Annotated in this window: 14 protein-coding genes; 5 read left to right on the top strand and 9 right to left on the bottom strand. The window is 71.4% G+C overall.

Annotation, left to right across the window (positions count from 1 at the left end; all coding sequences use genetic code 11):
- The first annotated feature begins 43 nt into the window (after window positions 1–43).
- Entirely contained in the window at window positions 44–451 is a 408-nt protein-coding gene (locus ACBR40_RS30145; RefSeq protein WP_344208565.1) for a hypothetical protein, read from the top strand.
- Window positions 452–458: 7 nt separating this feature from the next.
- On the opposite strand, the gene pyrE is transcribed toward ACBR40_RS30145, so the two are convergent.
- Entirely contained in the window at window positions 459–992 is a 534-nt protein-coding gene (gene pyrE / locus ACBR40_RS30140; RefSeq protein ID WP_371250930.1) for an orotate phosphoribosyltransferase, read from the bottom strand.
- Between the two features lie 136 nt (window positions 993–1,128).
- On the opposite strand from pyrE, the gene ACBR40_RS30135 reads away from it, so the two are divergent.
- Window positions 1,129–3,648, top strand: a complete 2,520-nt coding sequence (locus ACBR40_RS30135) for a sigma factor (RefSeq protein ID WP_371250929.1) — start codon at window positions 1,129–1,131, stop codon at window positions 3,646–3,648.
- A 186-nt stretch (window positions 3,649–3,834) separates the two neighbouring features.
- On the top strand, window positions 3,835–5,115 hold the full coding sequence (locus ACBR40_RS30130; RefSeq protein WP_371251030.1) for an NYN domain-containing protein: 1,281 nt from the start codon (window positions 3,835–3,837) through the stop codon (window positions 5,113–5,115).
- Here the strand turns inward: ACBR40_RS30130 and ACBR40_RS30125 are convergent.
- Together ACBR40_RS30125 and ACBR40_RS30120 are read right to left on the bottom strand one after the other, a co-directional pair.
- On the bottom strand, window positions 5,112–5,747 hold the full coding sequence (locus ACBR40_RS30125; protein WP_344208559.1) for a response regulator: 636 nt from the start codon (window positions 5,745–5,747) through the stop codon (window positions 5,112–5,114). The two genes, ACBR40_RS30130 and ACBR40_RS30125, sit on opposite strands and share 4 nt — an antisense overlap.
- A gap of 2 nt (window positions 5,748–5,749) precedes the next feature.
- The gene (locus ACBR40_RS30120) at window positions 5,750–9,943 is read right to left on the bottom strand and encodes a HAMP domain-containing protein (protein WP_371250928.1); all 4,194 of its coding nucleotides are present in this window, start codon (window positions 9,941–9,943) and stop codon (window positions 5,750–5,752) included.
- Between the two features lie 462 nt (window positions 9,944–10,405).
- Between ACBR40_RS30120 and ACBR40_RS30115 the strand changes: the two genes are divergently transcribed.
- A complete protein-coding gene (locus tag ACBR40_RS30115; protein ID WP_344208555.1) occupies window positions 10,406–11,608 on the top strand; it encodes a GAF domain-containing SpoIIE family protein phosphatase in 1,203 nt (400 codons plus the stop codon).
- A 236-nt stretch (window positions 11,609–11,844) separates the two neighbouring features.
- Here ACBR40_RS30115 and ACBR40_RS30110 read toward each other — a convergent pair whose 3' ends face one another.
- The 6 genes from ACBR40_RS30110 to ACBR40_RS30085 form a co-directional block, all read right to left on the bottom strand.
- Window positions 11,845–13,611 carry a prolyl oligopeptidase family serine peptidase gene (locus ACBR40_RS30110; protein WP_371250927.1) on the bottom strand — a complete coding sequence of 589 codons (1,767 nt, stop codon included), beginning with the start codon at window positions 13,609–13,611 and terminating at the stop codon, window positions 11,845–11,847.
- A gap of 144 nt (window positions 13,612–13,755) precedes the next feature.
- Complete coding sequence (locus tag ACBR40_RS30105) at window positions 13,756–14,784, bottom strand: putative RNA methyltransferase (protein WP_371250926.1); 1,029 nt, start codon at window positions 14,782–14,784, stop codon at window positions 13,756–13,758.
- Window positions 14,785–14,832: 48 nt separating this feature from the next.
- The gene (locus ACBR40_RS30100; protein ID WP_371250925.1) at window positions 14,833–15,726 is read right to left on the bottom strand and encodes a hypothetical protein; all 894 of its coding nucleotides are present in this window, start codon (window positions 15,724–15,726) and stop codon (window positions 14,833–14,835) included.
- A complete protein-coding gene (locus tag ACBR40_RS30095; protein ID WP_371250924.1) occupies window positions 15,723–16,298 on the bottom strand; it encodes an RNA polymerase sigma factor in 576 nt (191 codons plus the stop codon). The genes ACBR40_RS30100 and ACBR40_RS30095 overlap by 4 nt, the downstream gene beginning before the upstream one ends.
- A 481-nt stretch (window positions 16,299–16,779) precedes the next feature.
- Complete coding sequence (locus tag ACBR40_RS30090) at window positions 16,780–17,061, bottom strand: GntR family transcriptional regulator (RefSeq protein ID WP_371250923.1); 282 nt, start codon at window positions 17,059–17,061, stop codon at window positions 16,780–16,782.
- A 129-nt stretch (window positions 17,062–17,190) separates the two neighbouring features.
- Window positions 17,191–17,445, bottom strand: coding sequence for a GntR family transcriptional regulator (locus tag ACBR40_RS30085; protein WP_371250922.1), 255 nt, complete (start codon window positions 17,443–17,445; stop codon window positions 17,191–17,193).
- A gap of 341 nt (window positions 17,446–17,786) precedes the next feature.
- Between ACBR40_RS30085 and ACBR40_RS30080 the strand changes: the two genes are divergently transcribed.
- Window positions 17,787–18,071, top strand: coding sequence for a hypothetical protein (locus tag ACBR40_RS30080; RefSeq protein WP_371250921.1), 285 nt, complete (start codon window positions 17,787–17,789; stop codon window positions 18,069–18,071).
- The last annotated feature ends 21 nt before the right edge of the window (window positions 18,072–18,092 follow it).

The following is an 18,092-nucleotide window of genomic DNA, read 5'->3' as shown; positions in this document are numbered from 1 at the left end:
CACGCGCTACGCTCCCTGTGTGGGACGCCACAGGTCGGATCCGATGGGTCTCGCCCGCATGGCGCTGGCCGTTGTCGCGGCGGGCGCCCTGGTGACACTCCTGGTCATCGGCGCGCGGGCGCTGATCGGCACGCTCAGCGCGCCGTCACAGGCCGAGCGCGAGCGGGTCTCCGCGCCGGCCACCCCCGTGGGCGAGCCGGACGCGCGGGTGCCGACCGTGCGCATCGAGTGCCTGGCGGAGACGTGCCCCACCGTCACCGTACGCGTGCCGGGCGGCGACGTGCTCCAGCACCGCGAGATGAGCAGGGGCGAAGAGGTCAACTACTTCGAGGACGAGCTGGACGTCGTGGTGAGCGACGGCGGCACCGTCCGCGTCACCGAGAACGGCCTGCCCCGCCCGCAGGGCGAGCCGGGCGCCAGGCAGGCGTTCACGGTGCGCGCCTCCGGCTGAGCGCCGGTCAGAGCCCCAGGTCGTCCAGCGTGTACGCGGTGCGATACTCCAGCCCCTCGCCGACGACCCGATCGCGCGCCCCCCGGTCGACGATCGTGGCCACGGCCACCACCTCGGCCCCGGCCTCGCGCAGCGCCTCCACGGCGGTCAGCACCGACCCGCCGGTGGTCGAAGTGTCCTCCACGGCCAGCACCCGCCGCCCGGCCACGTCGGGCCCCTCGATGCGCCGCTGGAGCCCGTGCTGCTTGGTGGCCTTGCGCACCACGAACGAGTCGAGCGCGCGCCCGCGCGCCGCCGCCGCGTGCAGCATGGCGGCCGCCACCGGATCGGCCCCGAGGGTGAGGCCGCCCACGGCGTCGTAGCCGAGGTCGTCGGTCAGGTCGAGCATCACCTTGCCGACGAGGGGCGCGGCCACGCCGTCGAGCGTGATCCGCCGCAGGTCGAGATACCAGTCGGCCTCCATGCCCGAGGAGAGCGTGACCTTGCCGTGGACGACGGCCTTCTTCTTGATCTCGGCCAGCAGATTGTCGCGGTCTGTCATGCCTCCAAGCTTAGGGTCCTGATCAGCCCCGACCCCGCCGGTACGGCTTCGCGGCCAAAGCAGGTCTCCCGGTTTAGCCAAGACGGGGACTGCGGAATGTATGCGCGAGGCAACGCCACGTAATCGCGAGGTCACCATGAGTGTCGAACCGCCGCGCAGCGACGCGGATCTCCTGCGGGCGTCCGCACAGGGCGACGCCGCCGCCTACGGCCTGCTCTACCGGCGGCACGCGGCCGCGGCCAGGGCGCTGGCCCGCCAGCTCGTCCGCGGCACGGAGGCCGAGGACGTCGTCGCCGAGGCGTTCACCAAGGTCCTCGACCTCGTGGGCCGGGGCCGAGGCCCCGAGTGGAGCTTCCGCACCTACTTACTGACCGTCGTGCGCCGCACCGTCCACGACCGCTCCCGCATCGAGAGCGGCGGGCTCGCCGACGGCGAGATCGAGGACTACGACCCCGGCGCGCCCTTCGTCGATCCCGCGCTCGTCGGGCTGGAGAGGTCGATCGTCGCCCGCGCCTACCTGTCGCTGCCCGAGCGGTGGCGGGCCGTGCTCTGGCACGTCGAGGTCGAGCGGTGCCGGCCCGCCGCGGTCGCGCCGCTGCTCGGCCTGTCGGCCAACGGCGTGGCCGCCCTCGCCTACCGGGCGCGTGAGGGGCTGCGGCAGGCGTACCTCCAGGTGCATCTCGGCTCGCGGCCGCGGCGCGAGTGCCGGCCGGCGCTCGGCAGGATGGGCGCGTACGTGCGGGGCGGGCTGGCGCGGCGCGACTCCCGGGTGGTCGACGAGCACGTCAGCCGCTGCGAGGAGTGCAACGGCGTGCTGCTGGAGCTGGCCGACGTCAACCGCGGGCTGCGGGTGATGGTGGGGCCGCTCTACGTCGGCCCGCTCTTCGGCGGCTACGCCGCGGCGCTGGCCAAGGGCACGGGCGGCGCGGCCGGGCTGCTGGGGGTCCTCGCCGCGCTCCGGCGGGCGGCGCGGCGACGGCGGGCCGCGCTGGGCGGTGGCGCGGCGGTCGCGGCGGCGATGACGGCCGCGTTGTTCCTGATGTCGGCCGACGAGCCGGCCGGCCGGTCCGTGGCGGCCTCGACGGCGATGAAACCGGCCGCGCCGGTGCCGTCTCCTCCGTCACCGCCACGACCGGTCGGGCGTTCCGAGCTGGCACCGCACCTGCTGGGGTCTGGCGGGGGTTCCGAGCTGGGGCCGTACCCGCTGGGGCCTGGCGGGAGTCCTGAGCTGGCGCCGTACCTGCTGGGGCCGGTCGGGCGTTCCGAGCTGGGGCCGTACCTGATGGGGCCGGTCGGGGGTCCCGAGCTGGGGCCGGTCGGGCGTCGCGCGCTGGTGTCGCCGCCGGCCCCTGGGCCGGCGCGCAGCCCGTCCGGTCAGGCCCGGTTGCGGGCCGCCGTCGAGCCGCTCGGCGCGCTCGTCCGCGCCCAGCCCGGCATCGTCGGCGTCCGGCTGCGCAACGACGGCGACGCGCCCAGCGGCGAGGTGGCCGCGCTGGTCGAGCTGCCGAAGGGCGTCACGCTCATCCCCACGGCCCGCCGGCACCAGGCCGCCGCGCTCCACGGCCCGGCCGGCACGGCCGACGGCTGGACCTGCCGCCCCACCGGCGGCGGCGCCCGGTGCGCGCGGGCGCCGCTGCCGCCCGGCACGGGCACGGCGGTGTTCCTGCGGGTGCGGGTCGACGAGAACGCGCCCGAGGGCGCCGGGCCCGCGCTGCGGGTCGAGGCCGGGGCGCTGCGGGTGCTGGCGCGGGCCGAGGACGGGGTGCGCGCGAGCGGCGCGCCCGCCAGGTTCGCCACCGAGGGCAGGGTCACCGTACGCGCGGTCGGCAACTCCCTGCTGACCTGCCCCGAGGAGCGGGAGGGCTGCCCGGAGGCCCGGCGGCGGCAGGGCGACCAGCGGGACAACGACCTGTGGCCGATGGAGCCGCTCGACCGCGACGACGATCCGGCGACCCGCTGCTCCAGCCCCGCCCGGCTCGTCCTGCCGAAGGGCGGGCGGGTGGTGTGGGCCGGGCTCTACTGGTCGGCGAGCGGCGACCGGGCCGGGCCGATCAGGGTGCGTCCGCCGGGGCGGGGGTCGTACGTCACCGTCCACCCGTCGAACGCGGCCGTCCGCGAGCTGCCCAACGGGCCGGTCTACCAGGCGTTCGCCGACGTGAGCATGCTGGCGGCCGGTGCGCGCAGGAGTGGCCTGTGGTGGGCGGCCGACGCGCCCGTCATGGAGGGGACGGCGGGGCACGCCGGGTGGAGCCTGGTGCTGGTCGTCACCGATCCGCGCGAGCCGTACAGCCAGGCCGTGGTCCTCGACAGCGCCACCGTCGTCGGCGGGCCGCGACGGCGGGTACGCCTGCCGATCGGCGGCCTCACCCCCGCGGCCGCTCCCGCGCGGGCCGAGCTGGTCACCTGGGAGGGCGACGCCGGCCTCGCGGGCGACCGCGTCTCCCTCGGCAGCGGCGCCCTCACCCCGGCGGGCGGCGACCGCGACCGGTCCAACGTCTTCGACGGCTCCTCGGGCGGGGTGGCGGAGATGACGTTCGGCGTGGACGTCGACACGGTCGGCGCGGAGCTGGGGGCCGATCCCGGGCTGACGATCGCCACCGACAAGGACGTGGTCATGTTCGGGGTGGCGGCGCTGAGCGTACGGGCACGCTCGTGACCGCGAAAGGGACAAACTGGTACGGTTCGCCTAGGCGACCCAGCGCATCGACGGCCGAGGGGCGAATCGTCGGGATTAACCCTCGGACGATCACCTGCTTTCATTACCCTGAGAGAGGGCCGCCGGATCCGGTCTCTGACGGTGCAGAGCCAGCAAGGTCGGACCACCAGGAAAGGGGCGGTGTCAGTGGATCGCTGCGCGCTGTTCGTGGACGCCGGCTATCTGCTGGCAGACGGAGCGATGGCCGTGCACGGCACACGCCATCGCGAAGCGGTCGCCTGGGACTACCCGGGGCTGCTCCAGCTCATGACCGGCCTGTCGCGCGAGCGCACCGGGCTGCCGCTGCTGCGCTGCTACTGGTACGAAGCCACGGTCGAGGGCCGGCGCACGCCGGAGCACGACGCGCTGGCCGACATACCGGGGCTCAAGCTCAGGCTGTCGCGCATCAGGCCCGGCCGGCGCGAGGGCGTGGACGCCCAGGTCCACCGCGACCTCATGACGCTCGCCCGCAACAACGCCATCTGCGACGCCGTGGTCGTCAGCGGCGACGAGGACCTCACGCAGGTCGTCTGCGACGCGCAGGACCTCGGCATCCGGGTCACGGTCATCCACGTGGCCGCCGAGGGCGGGTGGGCGGTGTCCCGTTCGCTGCAACAGGAGTGCGACGACCTGGTCGAGCTGGGTGCGGTGCACCTGCGGCCCTACGTCGCGATGGTCTCCGGCGTCGGCGAGTCGTCCAACGGGCACCACCATCACCAGGCCCAGCCGCTGACCAACGGCCAGGGCACCCACGCCCTGCCGCCCGCGCAGCCGCCCCCGTCGCCGCCGCCCTCGTCCCTGCCCTCTTCCCTGCCTTCTTCGGTGCCGCTGGCCGCGCCGCAACCGTCCGGGAGCCACGCGGCCGGGTCGTCGGGCTCGACCGGGCAGCACTCCGCGAACGGCTCGGCCCACTCCGGGCGCGGGCAGTCGTCCACGCCGCCGGTGCTGCCGACGTACACCAACTACCAGATCGAGCAGCCCTCGTCCCCGGCGCCGGCCACCGGGCCCATCCCGATCCAGCCGTCCGCACCGCCGCCGGCACAGCAGGCCCCCTCGCCGTCGCCCAGCACGGGACAGTTCGCCGCGCAGTCCGGCAGCGGGGGCTACCAGCCGTCGCAGCACGGCTCGTACTCGGGGCCGCACGCCGCGCCGGTCGTCCCCGCGGCGGCCACGGCCGGCGCCACCACGCTGTCCGACGCGGTCAAGGCCGCCCACCGCGAAGGGCACGACTTCGGCGAGTCCGTCGCCAGGGACGCGCCCGCGCTGTGGCTGGAGGCGGTGCTCGCCCGCAAGCCCCGGATGCCGTCCGACCTGGAGGCGCGGCTGCTGCAGGGGTCGTCGCTGCCGATCGACTTCCTGCTCCACGACGAGGTGCGCCACGCCCTGCGCAGGGGGTTCTGGGACGCCCTGGAGCGGGCCCGGAGCTAGCCGCCCGACAGGGCGTCGAACCCGGCGCGCAGGTGCGTGACCCGATCCGTGAGATCGGACAGCGGAGCGGCGAGCGCTTGGTCCTGCGACTTGCGGACCAGCTCCCGCATCCGGGCCAGCTCGTCCTCGACCGCCGTCAGCCGCCGCGACAGCTCGGGCAGCACCGACGTGTGGTCGCCGGCCCCGGGCGGCAGCTCGCCGGTGAGCCGCTCGCGCAGCAGGGACGCCTGCTCGGCCACCCGCTTGTGCATGGTGTAGAGCTCGGCGAACACCGACACCTTGGCCCGCAGCACCCACGGGTCGAACGGCTTGGTGAGATAGTCGACCGCGCCCGCCGCGTAGCTGCGGAAGGCGTAGTCGGGAGCGCTGTCCACCACGGTCAGGAAGATGATCGGGATGTTCCTGGTCCGCTCGCGCCGCTTGATGTGCGCGGCCGTCTCGAACCCGTCCATGCCCGGCATCCGCACGTCGAGCAGGATGAGCGCGAACTCGGTGTTGAGCAGCGCCTTGAGCGCCTCCTCGCCCGACCGGGCACGCACCGGCACCAGGTCGAGCGAGCTGAGGATGGCCTCGAGCGCGATGAGATTCTCCTCGCGGTCGTCGACCAGCAGGATCTTGGCACGATCCGGCACGATCACGCCCCTTCGCCTGATGAGTCGGATGCGGCTGAGTCGGATGCGGCGCCCTTGCCGCGGCTGAGCCAGCCCCGCAGGCGTTCGAGCAGGCGGTCGACGTCGACCGGCTTGGGCACGTAGTCGGAGGCGCCGGAGGCGATGCTCTTCTCGCGGTCGCCGCGCATGACCTTCGCCGTGAGCGCGATGATCGGCAGGTCGGCGAACTGCGGCATGCGCCGGATGGCCGAAGTGGTGGCCCAGCCGTCCATCTCCGGCATCATGATGTCCATCAGCACGAGCGCGACGTCCTCGTTCCGTTCGAGCTGCTCGATCCCCTCACGGCCGTTCTCAGCGTAGACGACCGTCGAGCCGTGCCGCTCCAGGACGCTGGTCAGCGCGAACACGTTCCGGATGTCGTCGTCCACGATGAGGATCTTGGCGCCGTTGAGCGGGTCGTCGCCCTGCCACTGCGACGGGGTCTCGACCGGCGGCTCGACCAGCTCCGGCATGGGCAGGTCGAGCGGCAGCGGCGGCTCGGGCACGACGTTCGCGGTCGGCTCGTCGGAGGGCGGGCTCATGAGCTGCCGCCGCGCCACGCCGCCGTCGGTGGCCGCGAGCGGCCCGGTGTAGGAGGCGGGCAGGTAGAGCGTGAACGTGCTGCCCTTGCCCAGCTCGCTGTCCACGTGGATCTCGCCGCCCAGCAGCCGGGCGATGTCGCGGCAGATCGCGAGGCCGAGGCCGGTGCCGCCGTACTTGCGGCTGGTGGTGCCGTCGGCCTGGCGGAACGCCTCGAAGATGACGTCGCGCTTGTCGGGCGCGATGCCGATGCCGGTGTCGATCACCTGGAACGCCAGCAGGTCGCGGGCGTCGTGCAGGGTGTCGTCGTCGAAGTCGACGCCGGGAGGCGCCATCGACACGCGCAGCTTGACCTCGCCGCGCGGGGTGAACTTCACCGCGTTCGCCAGCAGGTTGCGCAGCACCTGCTGCAGCCGCTGCTCGTCGGCGCGCAGCTCGCCCGGCACGTCCGGCTCGATGTCGACGGTGAACGCGAGCCCCTTGTCCTGCGCGAGCGGCGCGAACGCCGCCTCCAGCAGGTCGACCATCTTCGGCAGCGCCACCTGGATCGGGTGGATGTCCATCCGGCCCGCCTCGACCTTGGACAGGTCGAGCATGTCGTTGATGAGCTGGAGCAGCGCCGAGCCGGCGCTGTGGATGGTCCTGGCGAACTCGACCTGCTGCGAGGTGAGGTTGCCCTCGGCGTTCTCGGTCAGCAGCTTGGCCAGCACGAGCAGGCTGTTGAGCGGCGTGCGCAGCTCGTGCGACATGTTCGCGAGGAACTCGGACTTGTAGCGCGAGGAGACCGCGAGCTGCTCGGCGCGCTCCTCCAGAGTGCGGCGGGCCTGCTCGATCTGGAAGTTCTGGATCTCGATGGCGCGGTTCTGCTTGGCCAGCAGCGCCGCCTTGTCCTCCAGCTCAGCGTTGGACCTGCGCAGCTCCTCCTGCTGGCGCTGCAGCTCGTCGGAGCGTTCCTGGAGCTCGCGGGTGAGCCGCTGCGACTCGGTCAGCAGGTCCTCGGTGCGGGAATTGGCGATGATGGTGTTCATGGTGACGCCGATGGTCTCGACGAGCTGGCGCAGGAAGTCGAGGTGCACCTCGCCGAACGGCGTGAACGAGGCCAGCTCCAGCACGCCGAGCACGCGGTTCTCGAACAGGATCGGCAGCACCACGATCTGCGCGGGCGTGGACTGGCTGAGCCCGCTGTCGATCGTGATGAACTGCGGCGGCACGTCGTCGAGCACGATGTGCCGGCCCTCGGCCGCGGCCTGCCCGACGATGCCCTCGCCGATCGCGAACCGCTGCCGCGGCGCCTTGTCGGGCCGCACGCCGTAGCCGCCGATCAGCACCAGCTCGTGGTCGCCCTCGGGGTCGATGCCGTAGAAGGCGCCGTAGCGGGCCGAGACCAGCGGCGTCAGCTCGCTCATGGTCAGCTTGGCCACCTCGAACAGGTCGCGGTGGCCCTGCATGAGCCGGGAGATGCGGGCCAGGTTGGACTTGAGCCAGTCCTGCTCCTGGTTGGCCTGGGTGGTCTCGCGGAGGTTGGCCACCATCGAGTTGATGTTGTCCTTCAGCTCCGCCAGCTCGCCCTGCGCCTCGACGGCGATCGAACGGGTGAGGTCGCCGCGGGCGACGGCGCTGGTGACGGTGGCGATGGCGCGCACCTGGGTGGTGAGGTTGCCGGCCAGCTCGTTGACGCTCTCGGTGAGCCGCTTCCAGGTGCCCTCGACGCCCTCGACCCGGGCCTGGCCGCCGAGCTGGCCTTCCGAGCCCACCTCGCGGGCCACGCGGGTGACCTCGGAGGCGAAGGAGGACAGCTGGTCGACCATGCGGTTGATGGTGGTCTTCAGCGCCAGGATCTCGCCCTGGGCGTCCACGTCGATCTTGCGGGTGAGGTCGCCGTTGGCGACCGCGGTGGTCACCTCGGCGATGTTGCGCACCTGGTAGGTCAGGTTGTTGGCCATGAAGTTGACGTTGTCGGTGAGGTCCTTCCAGACGCCCGACACGCCCTGCACCCGGGCCTGGCCGCCCAGCTGGCCCTCGGTGCCGACCTCGCGGGCCACCCGGGTGACCTCGGAGGCGAAGGACGAGAGCTGGTCCACCATCGTGTTGAGGGTGTCCTTGAGCTGCAGCATCTCGCCCTGGGCATCGACGGTGATCTTCTTCGACAGGTTGCCCTGCGCCACGGCGGACGAGACCGCGGCGATCTGGCGTACCTGTGAGGTGAGGTTGTTGGCCATCGAGTTGACGTTGTCCGTCAGGTCCTTCCAGACGCCGGACACGCCGCGCACCTGGGCCTGGCCGCCGAGCTGGCCCTCGGTGCCGACCTCTCGGGCCACGCGGGTGACCTCGGAGGCGAAGGACGAGAGCTGGTCGACCATCGTGTTCATGGTGGACTTGAGCTCCAGGATCTCGCCCTGGGCGTCCACGTCGATCTTGCGGGTGAGGTCGCCGTTGGCGACCGCGGTGGTGACCTGCGCGATGTTGCGGACCTGGTAGGTCAGGTTGTTGGCCATCGAGTTGACGTTGTCGGTGAGGTCCTTCCAGACGCCCGACACGCCCTTGACCTCGGCGCGCCCGCCCAGCTTGCCCTCGGTGCCGACCTCGCGGGCCACGCGTGTCACCTCGTCGGCGAACGACGAGAGCTGGTCGACCATCGTGTTGAGGGTGTCCTTGAGCTGGAGGATCTCGCCCTGCGCGTCGACGGTGATCTTCTTCGACAGGTTGCCCTGGGCCACGGCCGTCGCCACGGTCGCGATGCTGCGCACCTGCGAGGTGAGGTTGTTGGCCATGAAGTTGACGTTGTCGGTGAGGTCCTTCCAGACACCCGACACGCCGGTGACCTGGGCCTGGCCGCCCAGCTGACCCTCGGTGCCGACCTCGCGGGCGACCCTGGTGACCTCCTCGGCGAAGCCGGAGAGCTGGTCGACCATGGTGTTGACGGTGTTCTTCAGCTCGAACATCTCGCCCACGGCGTCGACCGTGACCTTGCGGCTCAGGTCGCCCTTGGCGACCGCGGTGGTGACCACGGCGATGTCGCGGACCTGGGCCGCGACGCGCGAGGACATCGTGTTGACGGCCTCGGTGAGGTCACGCCAGCTTCCCGACATGCCGCGCAGGTTGGCGCTGCCGCCCAGCCGTCCCTCGGTGCCGGCCTCGCGGGCGACCCTGGTCACCTCGGAGTTGAACAGCGCGAGCTGGTCGACCATGCCGTTGATGGCCTTACCCAGGCGGCGCACCTCGCCGCGGGCCGAGCGGTCGAGGTCGATGCGCCGCGACAGGTCGCCCTTGGCCACCGCGTCGATGACGTCGGCGGCGCCGCTGACCGGGCTGACCAGGGCGTCGATCAGCATGTTGACCGACTCGACGCTCTCGGCCCAGGCGCCCACGCCGGGGCCGGGCGTCAGCCGCTCGCTGAAGCGGCCTTCCTTGACCACTTCTTTACGTACGCGGACCAGCTCGTTCGCGAGATGCTCGCGACGGTCGGCCACCTCGTTGAGCAGCAGCCGCACCTCGCTCAGGATGCCCGGGGGTGCGTGGGGGACCCGCCGCCGGAAATCGCCGTCACGCCACGAGAAGAGAGTCTCCAGAATGGGCACGAGATCGGACTCGGTGTAAGTCCTCTCCTCCGGGGTCGGCGCGGCCTTGGCCGTGGTCATGGGGCCTCCTTCACTCGCCCTGGGCCTTCGCGAGTGATTCAAGTCTGTCACGTTGAGTAGCTCGTAGTCCTGTCCTTGGATTTACCCCAAGCCCGTGCGATGTGTGGTAGGCACGATGGGATGACTGCATCTCCCCATGCGGTGCTGGCTGCGACATTCGCGCCGGGCGAGACCGCTGTGACGGCCGCGATGAGGTTCACGCGCGAGGTGATGACCGCGTGGGCCGCTGGTGGCGTGCTCCATACCGCCGAGCAGGTAGCGGGGGATTTGGCAGAGCAAGTCGCTGACGAGCCTTTTGAAGTAATTTGGCAGCATTTTGGGGATGCGGTGCGGGTGGAGTTCCGTCAGCGCATGGTTTCCCACGGTGATCCGAAGGCTCCTTCCGCGAACGTCGAGGAGTGGGGAGTCACCTTCAGGGGCGATTCCCGTGTCCATTGGGCAAGACTCACGCTACCGGGCTCCGTGGACCGCGTGGCCGCCGAGCGGGTGGAGGAGAGCTCACACGGACCCCACTGGCTGGGGTTCCTGGCCGACGCGAGCGACCTGCTCGCCGGCACCCTCGACCCCGACATGGTGCCCGCCATCATCGCCCAGATCGTGGTGCCGCGCCTGGCGACCTGGTGCGCGGTCTACACCTCCGCCGGCGACTCGGGGCCGCTGCGGCTGGTCTACCTGTGGCACGCCGACGAGGCCAGGATCGACGGGCTGCGCGAGCAGCTCGACGGCCTGGACGTCAGCGAGGCCGACGACCGGGTCACCTCGCTGCTCCACCTGCCCGACTCCCAGGTGCTGGCGGTGCCGCTCACGGCGCGCGGCCGCGGTCTCGGCCTGATGTGCCTCGGCCGGCCCGACCGCTTCCCCGACGAGGTCATCCAGTTCGCCGACGACATCGGCAGGCGCGCCGCGCTCGCGATGGACAACGCCCGGCTGTACGCCCAGCAGGCCGCCGCCAACCGGGCGCTCCAGCGCAGCCTGCTGCCGCCCAACGAGCCCGAGGTGCCGGGGCTCGACTACGGCGTCATCTACGAGCCCGCCGGCGAGGCCAACGAGGTCGGCGGCGACTTCTACGACCTGTTCAAGGCGGGCGACGACTCCTGGCGCTTCGCCATCGGCGACGTCTGCGGCACCGGGCCGGAGGCGGCCGCCGTGACCGGCCTGGCCCGGCACACGCTGCGGCTGCTGGCCCGCGAGGGCTACGGCATCGCCGCCGTGCTCGGGCGGCTCAACCAGGCGATCCTGGAGGAAGGGGAACGGGCGCGCTTCCTGACGCTGCTGCACGGCGACATCACGCCGGTGGCGAGCGGGCTGGAGGTGCGGCTGGTCTCGGCGGGGCACCCGGAGGCGCTGCGGCTGCGTCCCAACGGCAAGGTCGAGGCGGTGACCACGCCGCAGTCGCTGCTCGGCGTCTTCCACGAGGTCCTCTTCGAGGCCGACACCGTCCACCTCGACCACGGCGACGTGCTGCTCGCCGTCACCGACGGCGTCACCGAGCGGCGCAACGGCGGGCGGCTGCTCGACGACAACGGCGGCCTGGCGAGGATGCTGGGCGAGTGCGCGGGGCTGTCGGCGCGGGCGGTGGCCGAGCGCATCCGGCGCGGGGTGGCCGAGTTCGCCACCGAGCCGAGCGCGGACGACCTCGCCATCGTCGTCCTGCGCGCCCGCTGACCGCTTTTCCGGGTGCCAGGCTTTGTACGTCCGGCGCCGGGCCCGCCCTCCGCGCCGGCGGGCGCGCCGGTCGGGGCAGGACCGAACGGCGGCGGGGCCGGGGAGGGCGTGGCCGGGCGAGCGGGGCCCGTACGTCCCGGGGACCGGGTCGTGACGGCGCTCCGCGCGAGCCTGACAGCGCGGGCCGCCGACGTTCAAGACACCGAAACCGCCAACTCTTTACGACATGTCATATGTCAGCGGGTTTTCACATGTTTCCTGGCGAAATCGAGCTGCAGCGCGATCTGCGCGATCTGCTCGGAGACCACCAGTGAGCCGTGGATGGCGTCGTAGGTGTAGAGCTCGTGCTCGCGTCCGTGCTCGGCGAGCTTGGCCACGTACTTCTCGATCTGGCGGAACGGGCAGCGGGTGTCGTTCTCGCCCGCGAGGATCAGCAGCGGGGCGCCCACGCGGTCCACGTACGTGATGGGGGAGCTGGCGGCGTACCGTTCGGGCTGCTCGTCGGGCGAGCCGCCGAACAGCGCCCGGTGGTAGGCGCGCAGGCTCTCGACCTCGTCCTCGTACGACGTCTGGTGGCAGGCGATCGGCGCCGCCGCGATGCCGGCCGCCCACAGGTCGGGCTGGGTGCCGAGGCCGAGCAGCGTGAGGTAGCCGCCCCACGCCGAGCCGGCCAGCACCAGCCGGGCGGGGTCGGCGATGCCGCGTTCGACGACGCGCTGCCGCACCGCCGCCACGTCGGCCAGCTCGATGTGGCCGACATCGCCGTGGAGCGCGTCGCGCCAGGCCGTGCCGTAGCCGGTCGAGCCGCGGTAGTTGACCCGTACCACCGCGAAGCCCGCGTCCACCCAGGCCGCGACCGTGGGGGAGAAGGCGTCGCGGTCGTGCATGGCCGGACCGCTGTGCAGCAGGAAGACGGTGGGGTAGGGGGCGAGGCCGTGCTCCGGCTTGGAGATCAGCGCGTGGATGCGCCCGCCCTCGCCCTCGACGTCGAGGTCCTCGACCGGCACGCTGTGCGGCGCGGCGGGACCGCCGGAGTTGACCACGACCTGGCCGTTGGTGGAGCGGATGACGGGCGGCCTGGACCCGCTGGACCAGGAGTACTCGACGTGGCCGCCGGGCCGGGGCGCGGCCTCGTCGATGACGCCGTGCGGGGTCTCGATCGAGGTCAGGGTGCCGCCGCCGAGGTCGTAGCGGTGCAGGTGGCTGCGGGCCCGGTCGTCGCGCAGGATGAGCAGGGCGCGGCCGTCGTCGTACCAGTCGGCGTCGAGGTCGCCGGAGTCCTTCAGCCAGATCTCGCGCTGCTCGCCGGTCACCGGGTCCCAGACCAGCGGCTCGTTGCGGTGGCGGCGCTCGTGCAGGGCGAGCAGCCGGCGGTCGCCGGGGACGGGGGCGAACCCGAGGCCGGTCACGCCCTTGCCGGGGCCGTCGTGCAGCTCGCCGACGACGCTGCCGTCGGGGCGGACGACGCGCAGCGCAGGATGGCGGAAGTCGCCGTACTCGCCGTGGTTGATCGCGATGAGGGAGCCGTCGAGCGACATGGCGGCCACCCAGGCGGCCTCGGTGTGCTCGTACAGCTGGCGGAACGGCTCGCCGGGGCGGCCCAGGTGGATGCGGAAGGTGCCCTCGCTGGCCCAGCTGATCGCGGCCACGCCGGTCATGGACAGCGCGATGCCGCCGGGCTGGCCGGGCGGCAGGCCGGGGGCCACCTCCTGGTCGGGGCCGCCGGTGAACGGCTGGCGCCACCACACGCCGAACTCGTCGCCCTCGGTGTCGGCGAACCAGTAGATCCACTGGCCGGTGGGGTCGAGCGCCGCGTACGCCGTGCCCTTGGGCCGGTCGGTGACCTGCCGGACGGCGCCGGTGACGCGGTCCCAGGCGTAGACCTCCCACTTGCCGGTGGCGTTGGAGCGGTAGATGGAGCGGTGCGGGGCCTGGCGGGCCCAGGACGGCAGCGTCATGCGCGAGGCCCGGAACCTGGCCTGCCAGCGTTCCTCCGCCTTCATGCGGCGCGCCCCCTCCCGTTGATGTCCCGTGCCAACGGGCCCGGGATGCCGTCCAGTATTACGTCTGTCTGGGAGAAATACTTGGGGAATGTGGGGGAATTTCGGACTAAATGCCCCATCAGTAACACCAGTCGCACACGTGAGTCAAGGAGCAGGTCTTGAACGCGGTGCGGGCTCGAAGATAGACAGGTGAAACGCCGCGCGAGTCACCACTCTCTCCCTCTCAGGGGAGAAAAGCGCCGCGATGCGGGCATCGAGCTCGGCCGGATCGGTGTGCCACGCGCTCGGCCCCATGCCGACCACCTGGGCGATCCCGCCGGCGTCCAGCTCCATGTCGAACGCGACGGTGCGCCGCCCGGCCTGGACGAAGCCCTCCATGCCACGCGCGACCCGGCGCTCCTTCTCCTCGTCGACGGAGAGCAGCCCCAGCTCGCCCACCAGCGGGCTCAGATGCTCGGCGGCCGGCGTGACGACCACCGCGACCCCGCCCGGCCGCAGGATCCGCCCGAACTCCGGGCCGTTCCTGGGCGCGAAGACGTCGATCACCACGTCCGCCACCCCATCCCTGATGGGCAGCGGCTTCCAGACGTCGGCCACGAACGCGCCCGCCCTCGGATGCACCCGCGCCGCCCGGCGCACTGCGTGTTTCGACACATCGAACGCCATCCCGATGCCATCGTTCACGGCATTGAGCGCGGCCGCCAGATAGTGCCCGGTGCCCGCGCCCGCGTCGACGATCACCGGCGCGGACCTGCCCCCCGCGCGACGACCTTCGACGCTGTCCCGGCCGGACTCGGGGCCTTCTGCCTGCCCCGGGCCGCGACCGGCCTCCATTACCGCCCCACGGTACGCCCTCAACCGGCTGCCGTCATTGGTTTCGGTAATCGGCTCATGTTCTCCGGCCACGTCCGCCCGCACGGCCTCGGCCACGGCCGCCGCCACGGCTGCTGTCAGCGGCGCGTAATGCCCGGCGTCGAGGAACGCGGCCCGGGCGGCCACCATCTCCGCGCTGTCGGCCGTCCCGGGCGGGCGGGACCCGACGAGCAGGCTGACGTACCCCTGCCGGGCGACGTCGAAGGCGTGCCCGCCCGCGCACCGCAGCGCCCGCTCGTCCAGCCACAGATCGGCGCGGCAGACGGGGCACACGAGATATTCGACGATGTCAGCCAGCATGCGGCCCATTCTCGTGCACGCGCGGTGCACGGGCCCTGCCGACCGGCCTCAGTGATCGACGCCGGCCCGGCCGTTGAGCTTGGGGGTGACCATCAGCCGGATCGTGCCCGGCTGCCGCTCGTCCGCCTGCCAGACGAACCAATCATCGCCGACCGGAGTGCTCTGCTTGTTGGGGTACATGACGTAAGGGACGCTGCGCGCGATTTCGGGAGGCAACCGGTCGCTATCGGGATGGGGCTCGGTGATGAGGTAGGTGACCTTGAGGCCGCGCTTGTCGATCTCCGACCGGACCTCGCCGACGGTCTTCCCGCCCACCTCGTAACCCCTTAGAGATGTGGCCGGCCAAGGAGACACGGTCTGCACGTTGTGTCGGGTGTCGTCGGGGACCAGCACGCAGGGCGCCACGGGATCGTGCATGAGGATGGTGCTGGTGCCGGTCCATCCGTAGACGGGGTCGACCTCCAGGGTCCAGACGAAGGTCTGGCCCGGCTTGAACAGCTTGGTGTCGATCTGCATCCGCCAGCCCAGGCCCTCCTTGTCTCCCGGAATCTGCGTCGGCGGGTAGTACAGGCCGCGCGGAACGTCGGTCACGACGGTCCCTCGTTCGTCCCTGCACTTCTGGCCGGCGGGGACGAAGTCGACGAGGGCCGGGACGCCCAGATCGGCGAGCTGCCTGCTCAATCCCTCCGCGTCGCGGAAGTCGCGTACCGTCACATAGACGATGCCGTCGGAGTCCTTGGTGACGGCATAGGCGGGGTCGCCGCCCCCCACGGAGGTGACGGTGGCCACGGTGGCCACGGCGGCGGCCACCGCTCCGGCCGCCACGGCGAGACTGATCCGGCGGCGCGGCCGCCTGTCGCGTTCGGCTGCCGCCCGCGTGGTGATGTGGTCCTTCAGCTCGGCCAGCCGGCGCTGTTCGAACCCGGCAAGAGTCTCATTCATGACGATCCCTCCAAGATGGATTCCGGACGACCAGCCGGGTCGGCCATAAGCCTGCGGTGCGCGCGATGCAGCCGGACCCTGGCGGTGCTGACGCGGATGCGCAACGCGGCCGCCGCGTCGGCTACCGACAGGCCGTCCACGTCCACCAGCTCGGCCACGGCCCGCAGGCTTCCGGGCAGGCCGGCGATGGCGGACAGCAGCGGGCGGGCGGCTCGTTCCGCGTCGATGCGCTCTTCCAGGCGGGTGATGTCCTCGGCGTCCAGCGTGCGCCGTCCCGCCGCTCTGGCGTTCTTGTGCAGTTCCTTGGCCGCTCTACGCTGCTCGGAGGCCACCACGTTGCGTGCGATGCCGTACAGCCATGCTTCCTCGCTGCCCCGGTCCGGCCGATAGGTGGCCGCGGTGTCGATGGCGGCCAGGAACACCTCTGTGGTGAGATCGTCCACCGTGTGTGGATCGGTCATCCGCCGGGCCACGAAGCGGCTCACCCGTTCGGTGTGTCTTCGGTAGAAGACCTCGAACGCCGCGGGATCCCGCATCGTCTGGCGGAGATCCCGCGATGGATTGTCGGCCATCCCGTGTGCCTTCCTGTAGCGCCCGATTTTCCCCTTCTTGGTCAGGAAGGCGGCGAACTATTACATCTGACTGCCGAACGTCGCCCCAGCCTGCGTGAACACCCGCCGAACGCCGCGATCGGTCCTGACCGGGCGACCTTCTCCCCGGAAGCGCAGCCCCCGGTGCCGAGCCCCGGGAGCGTCTGACTGTGAAGCCCCGCCTGCACAGCAGTCGACGACGGCTACAGCAATCGCCACCGAAACCCCTGGCCGGCTTATTTTGTCCATCCACTGGGATCCGTCACAAAACTGCCCGTGCCGCGCACCGTGGAGTAAGGCCGAACCCTCTGAGGGTCCCGGTCGCCTTTCGCACCGTCTCTCGCGCAACTCCGAAATCCTGCACGAGCCGAACCTGCCGCTATCCGACTCTAGAAGTCACGCGCTGGCGGATACGCCATGAAGAGCCCGCGGGCAATGCACTGCCCATAGGAGTCGGGCCTGTTCATGGAGACGGGTAGGTGCCACGGCCTGACACCGTGAACACCAACCCTTGGTCGCGGAGCACCGACAAAGCGCGCCGAACGGTGCCCTTGGCCACCTCGTAGTGCTGCGCGAGCTGTGTCTCGGACGGCAGCGGCACGTCCTGCTGGAAGTCTCCGGCCCGGACCCGCGCGGCCTCGGACGGCACAAGCGCACTCGGCTGAAGCTCGCCGTCGTCGATCCGCTTCTGCAGGAGGTTGGCGAGCTGGCGATAAAGCGGTACGGGGCCCCGAGGGTTGAGCACAGTTGCATCCTAGGCATCCCGGCACTTTTCTCAGAGCAAGTTATGTGCCAGGCATATCCGAACCAGCCGAAATGCCGTTCTCGTCGCTGGTGACAAGTCAGGGCGATGAATTCAAGTCCGGTACGTCATCTACTCGGCCGGCTTGGTTTCGTGACGTTCAGTGACGAACAGTCCGCGACCGGGCGCGGTGATCAGAAGGCCCTCGTTCTTGAGCACGTCGAGCGCTTTCTTCACCGTGTTCCGGGACAGTCCGGATTCCTGCTCCAACTCCATCTGAGACGGCACCTTGCGGCCCGGCGGAATCTCGCCTGATTCGATGCGGGCGCGAAGGGCGTCCGCAAGTTGGAGGTAGGGGGCACGCAGCCCGTCAGGATCGATTCTCACGACGGGCAGGCTAGGCGGCCAGGAATCTCCTAGGATAGGCAGGCCAGGCCCTGGCCAGCCATGGCCAACCTGCGTTACAGTGCCTTCATCTCACGTTCGCTGAAGTTATGGCCCATGCCAGCGGGAAGGCGCTGGAGCTGGGCCCTTGACCAGATGGCGGAGGCCCGACCCATGACTTGTCCAGCCACAGACCTGCGATTCGAACCACTGGCGGTCGAGGTCCGGGTCCTGCTTGAGCGGTACGGATACCGGCTGCCCCCAGGCGATCACGCCCGCGACCTCGTACTGGTCCGTGTCGAGGTCGCGCTCAAGAACCTTGTGGAGATCTTCGAGGGAAGGACATGGTGAGGGAGATTCGCGACTTCCATGGGCCGCATGCCGCGTCGCCCTTGCCGGGTCATCTGATGCTGACCTGGCATGAGCCGGCCCGCCGGGCGGCGCGCGTCCGTGTGGTGTCGTGGACGTGCGGATGCCGGCTGTTGACGTACGAGCTGTGTGCCGCTGCCGGGCAGGGCTTCGTCCGCCGTACTGACCGGGACAAGCGGATCGTCCACGAAACAGCATGGACGGTGATCGCCACGGCGAGGCGCACCTTCGAGCAGATCCTGCGTGGCGAGGCCCGATGAGCAGGACCTGGCGGGTGCGGG

The organism is Nonomuraea sp. AD125B (genome assembly GCF_041402765.1).
GTDB lineage: Bacteria > Actinomycetota > Actinomycetes > Streptosporangiales > Streptosporangiaceae > Nonomuraea > Nonomuraea bangladeshensis.
The sequence above is the reverse complement of the archived record's forward strand: the minus strand, read 5'-3'. Positions and strand labels throughout refer to the sequence as shown.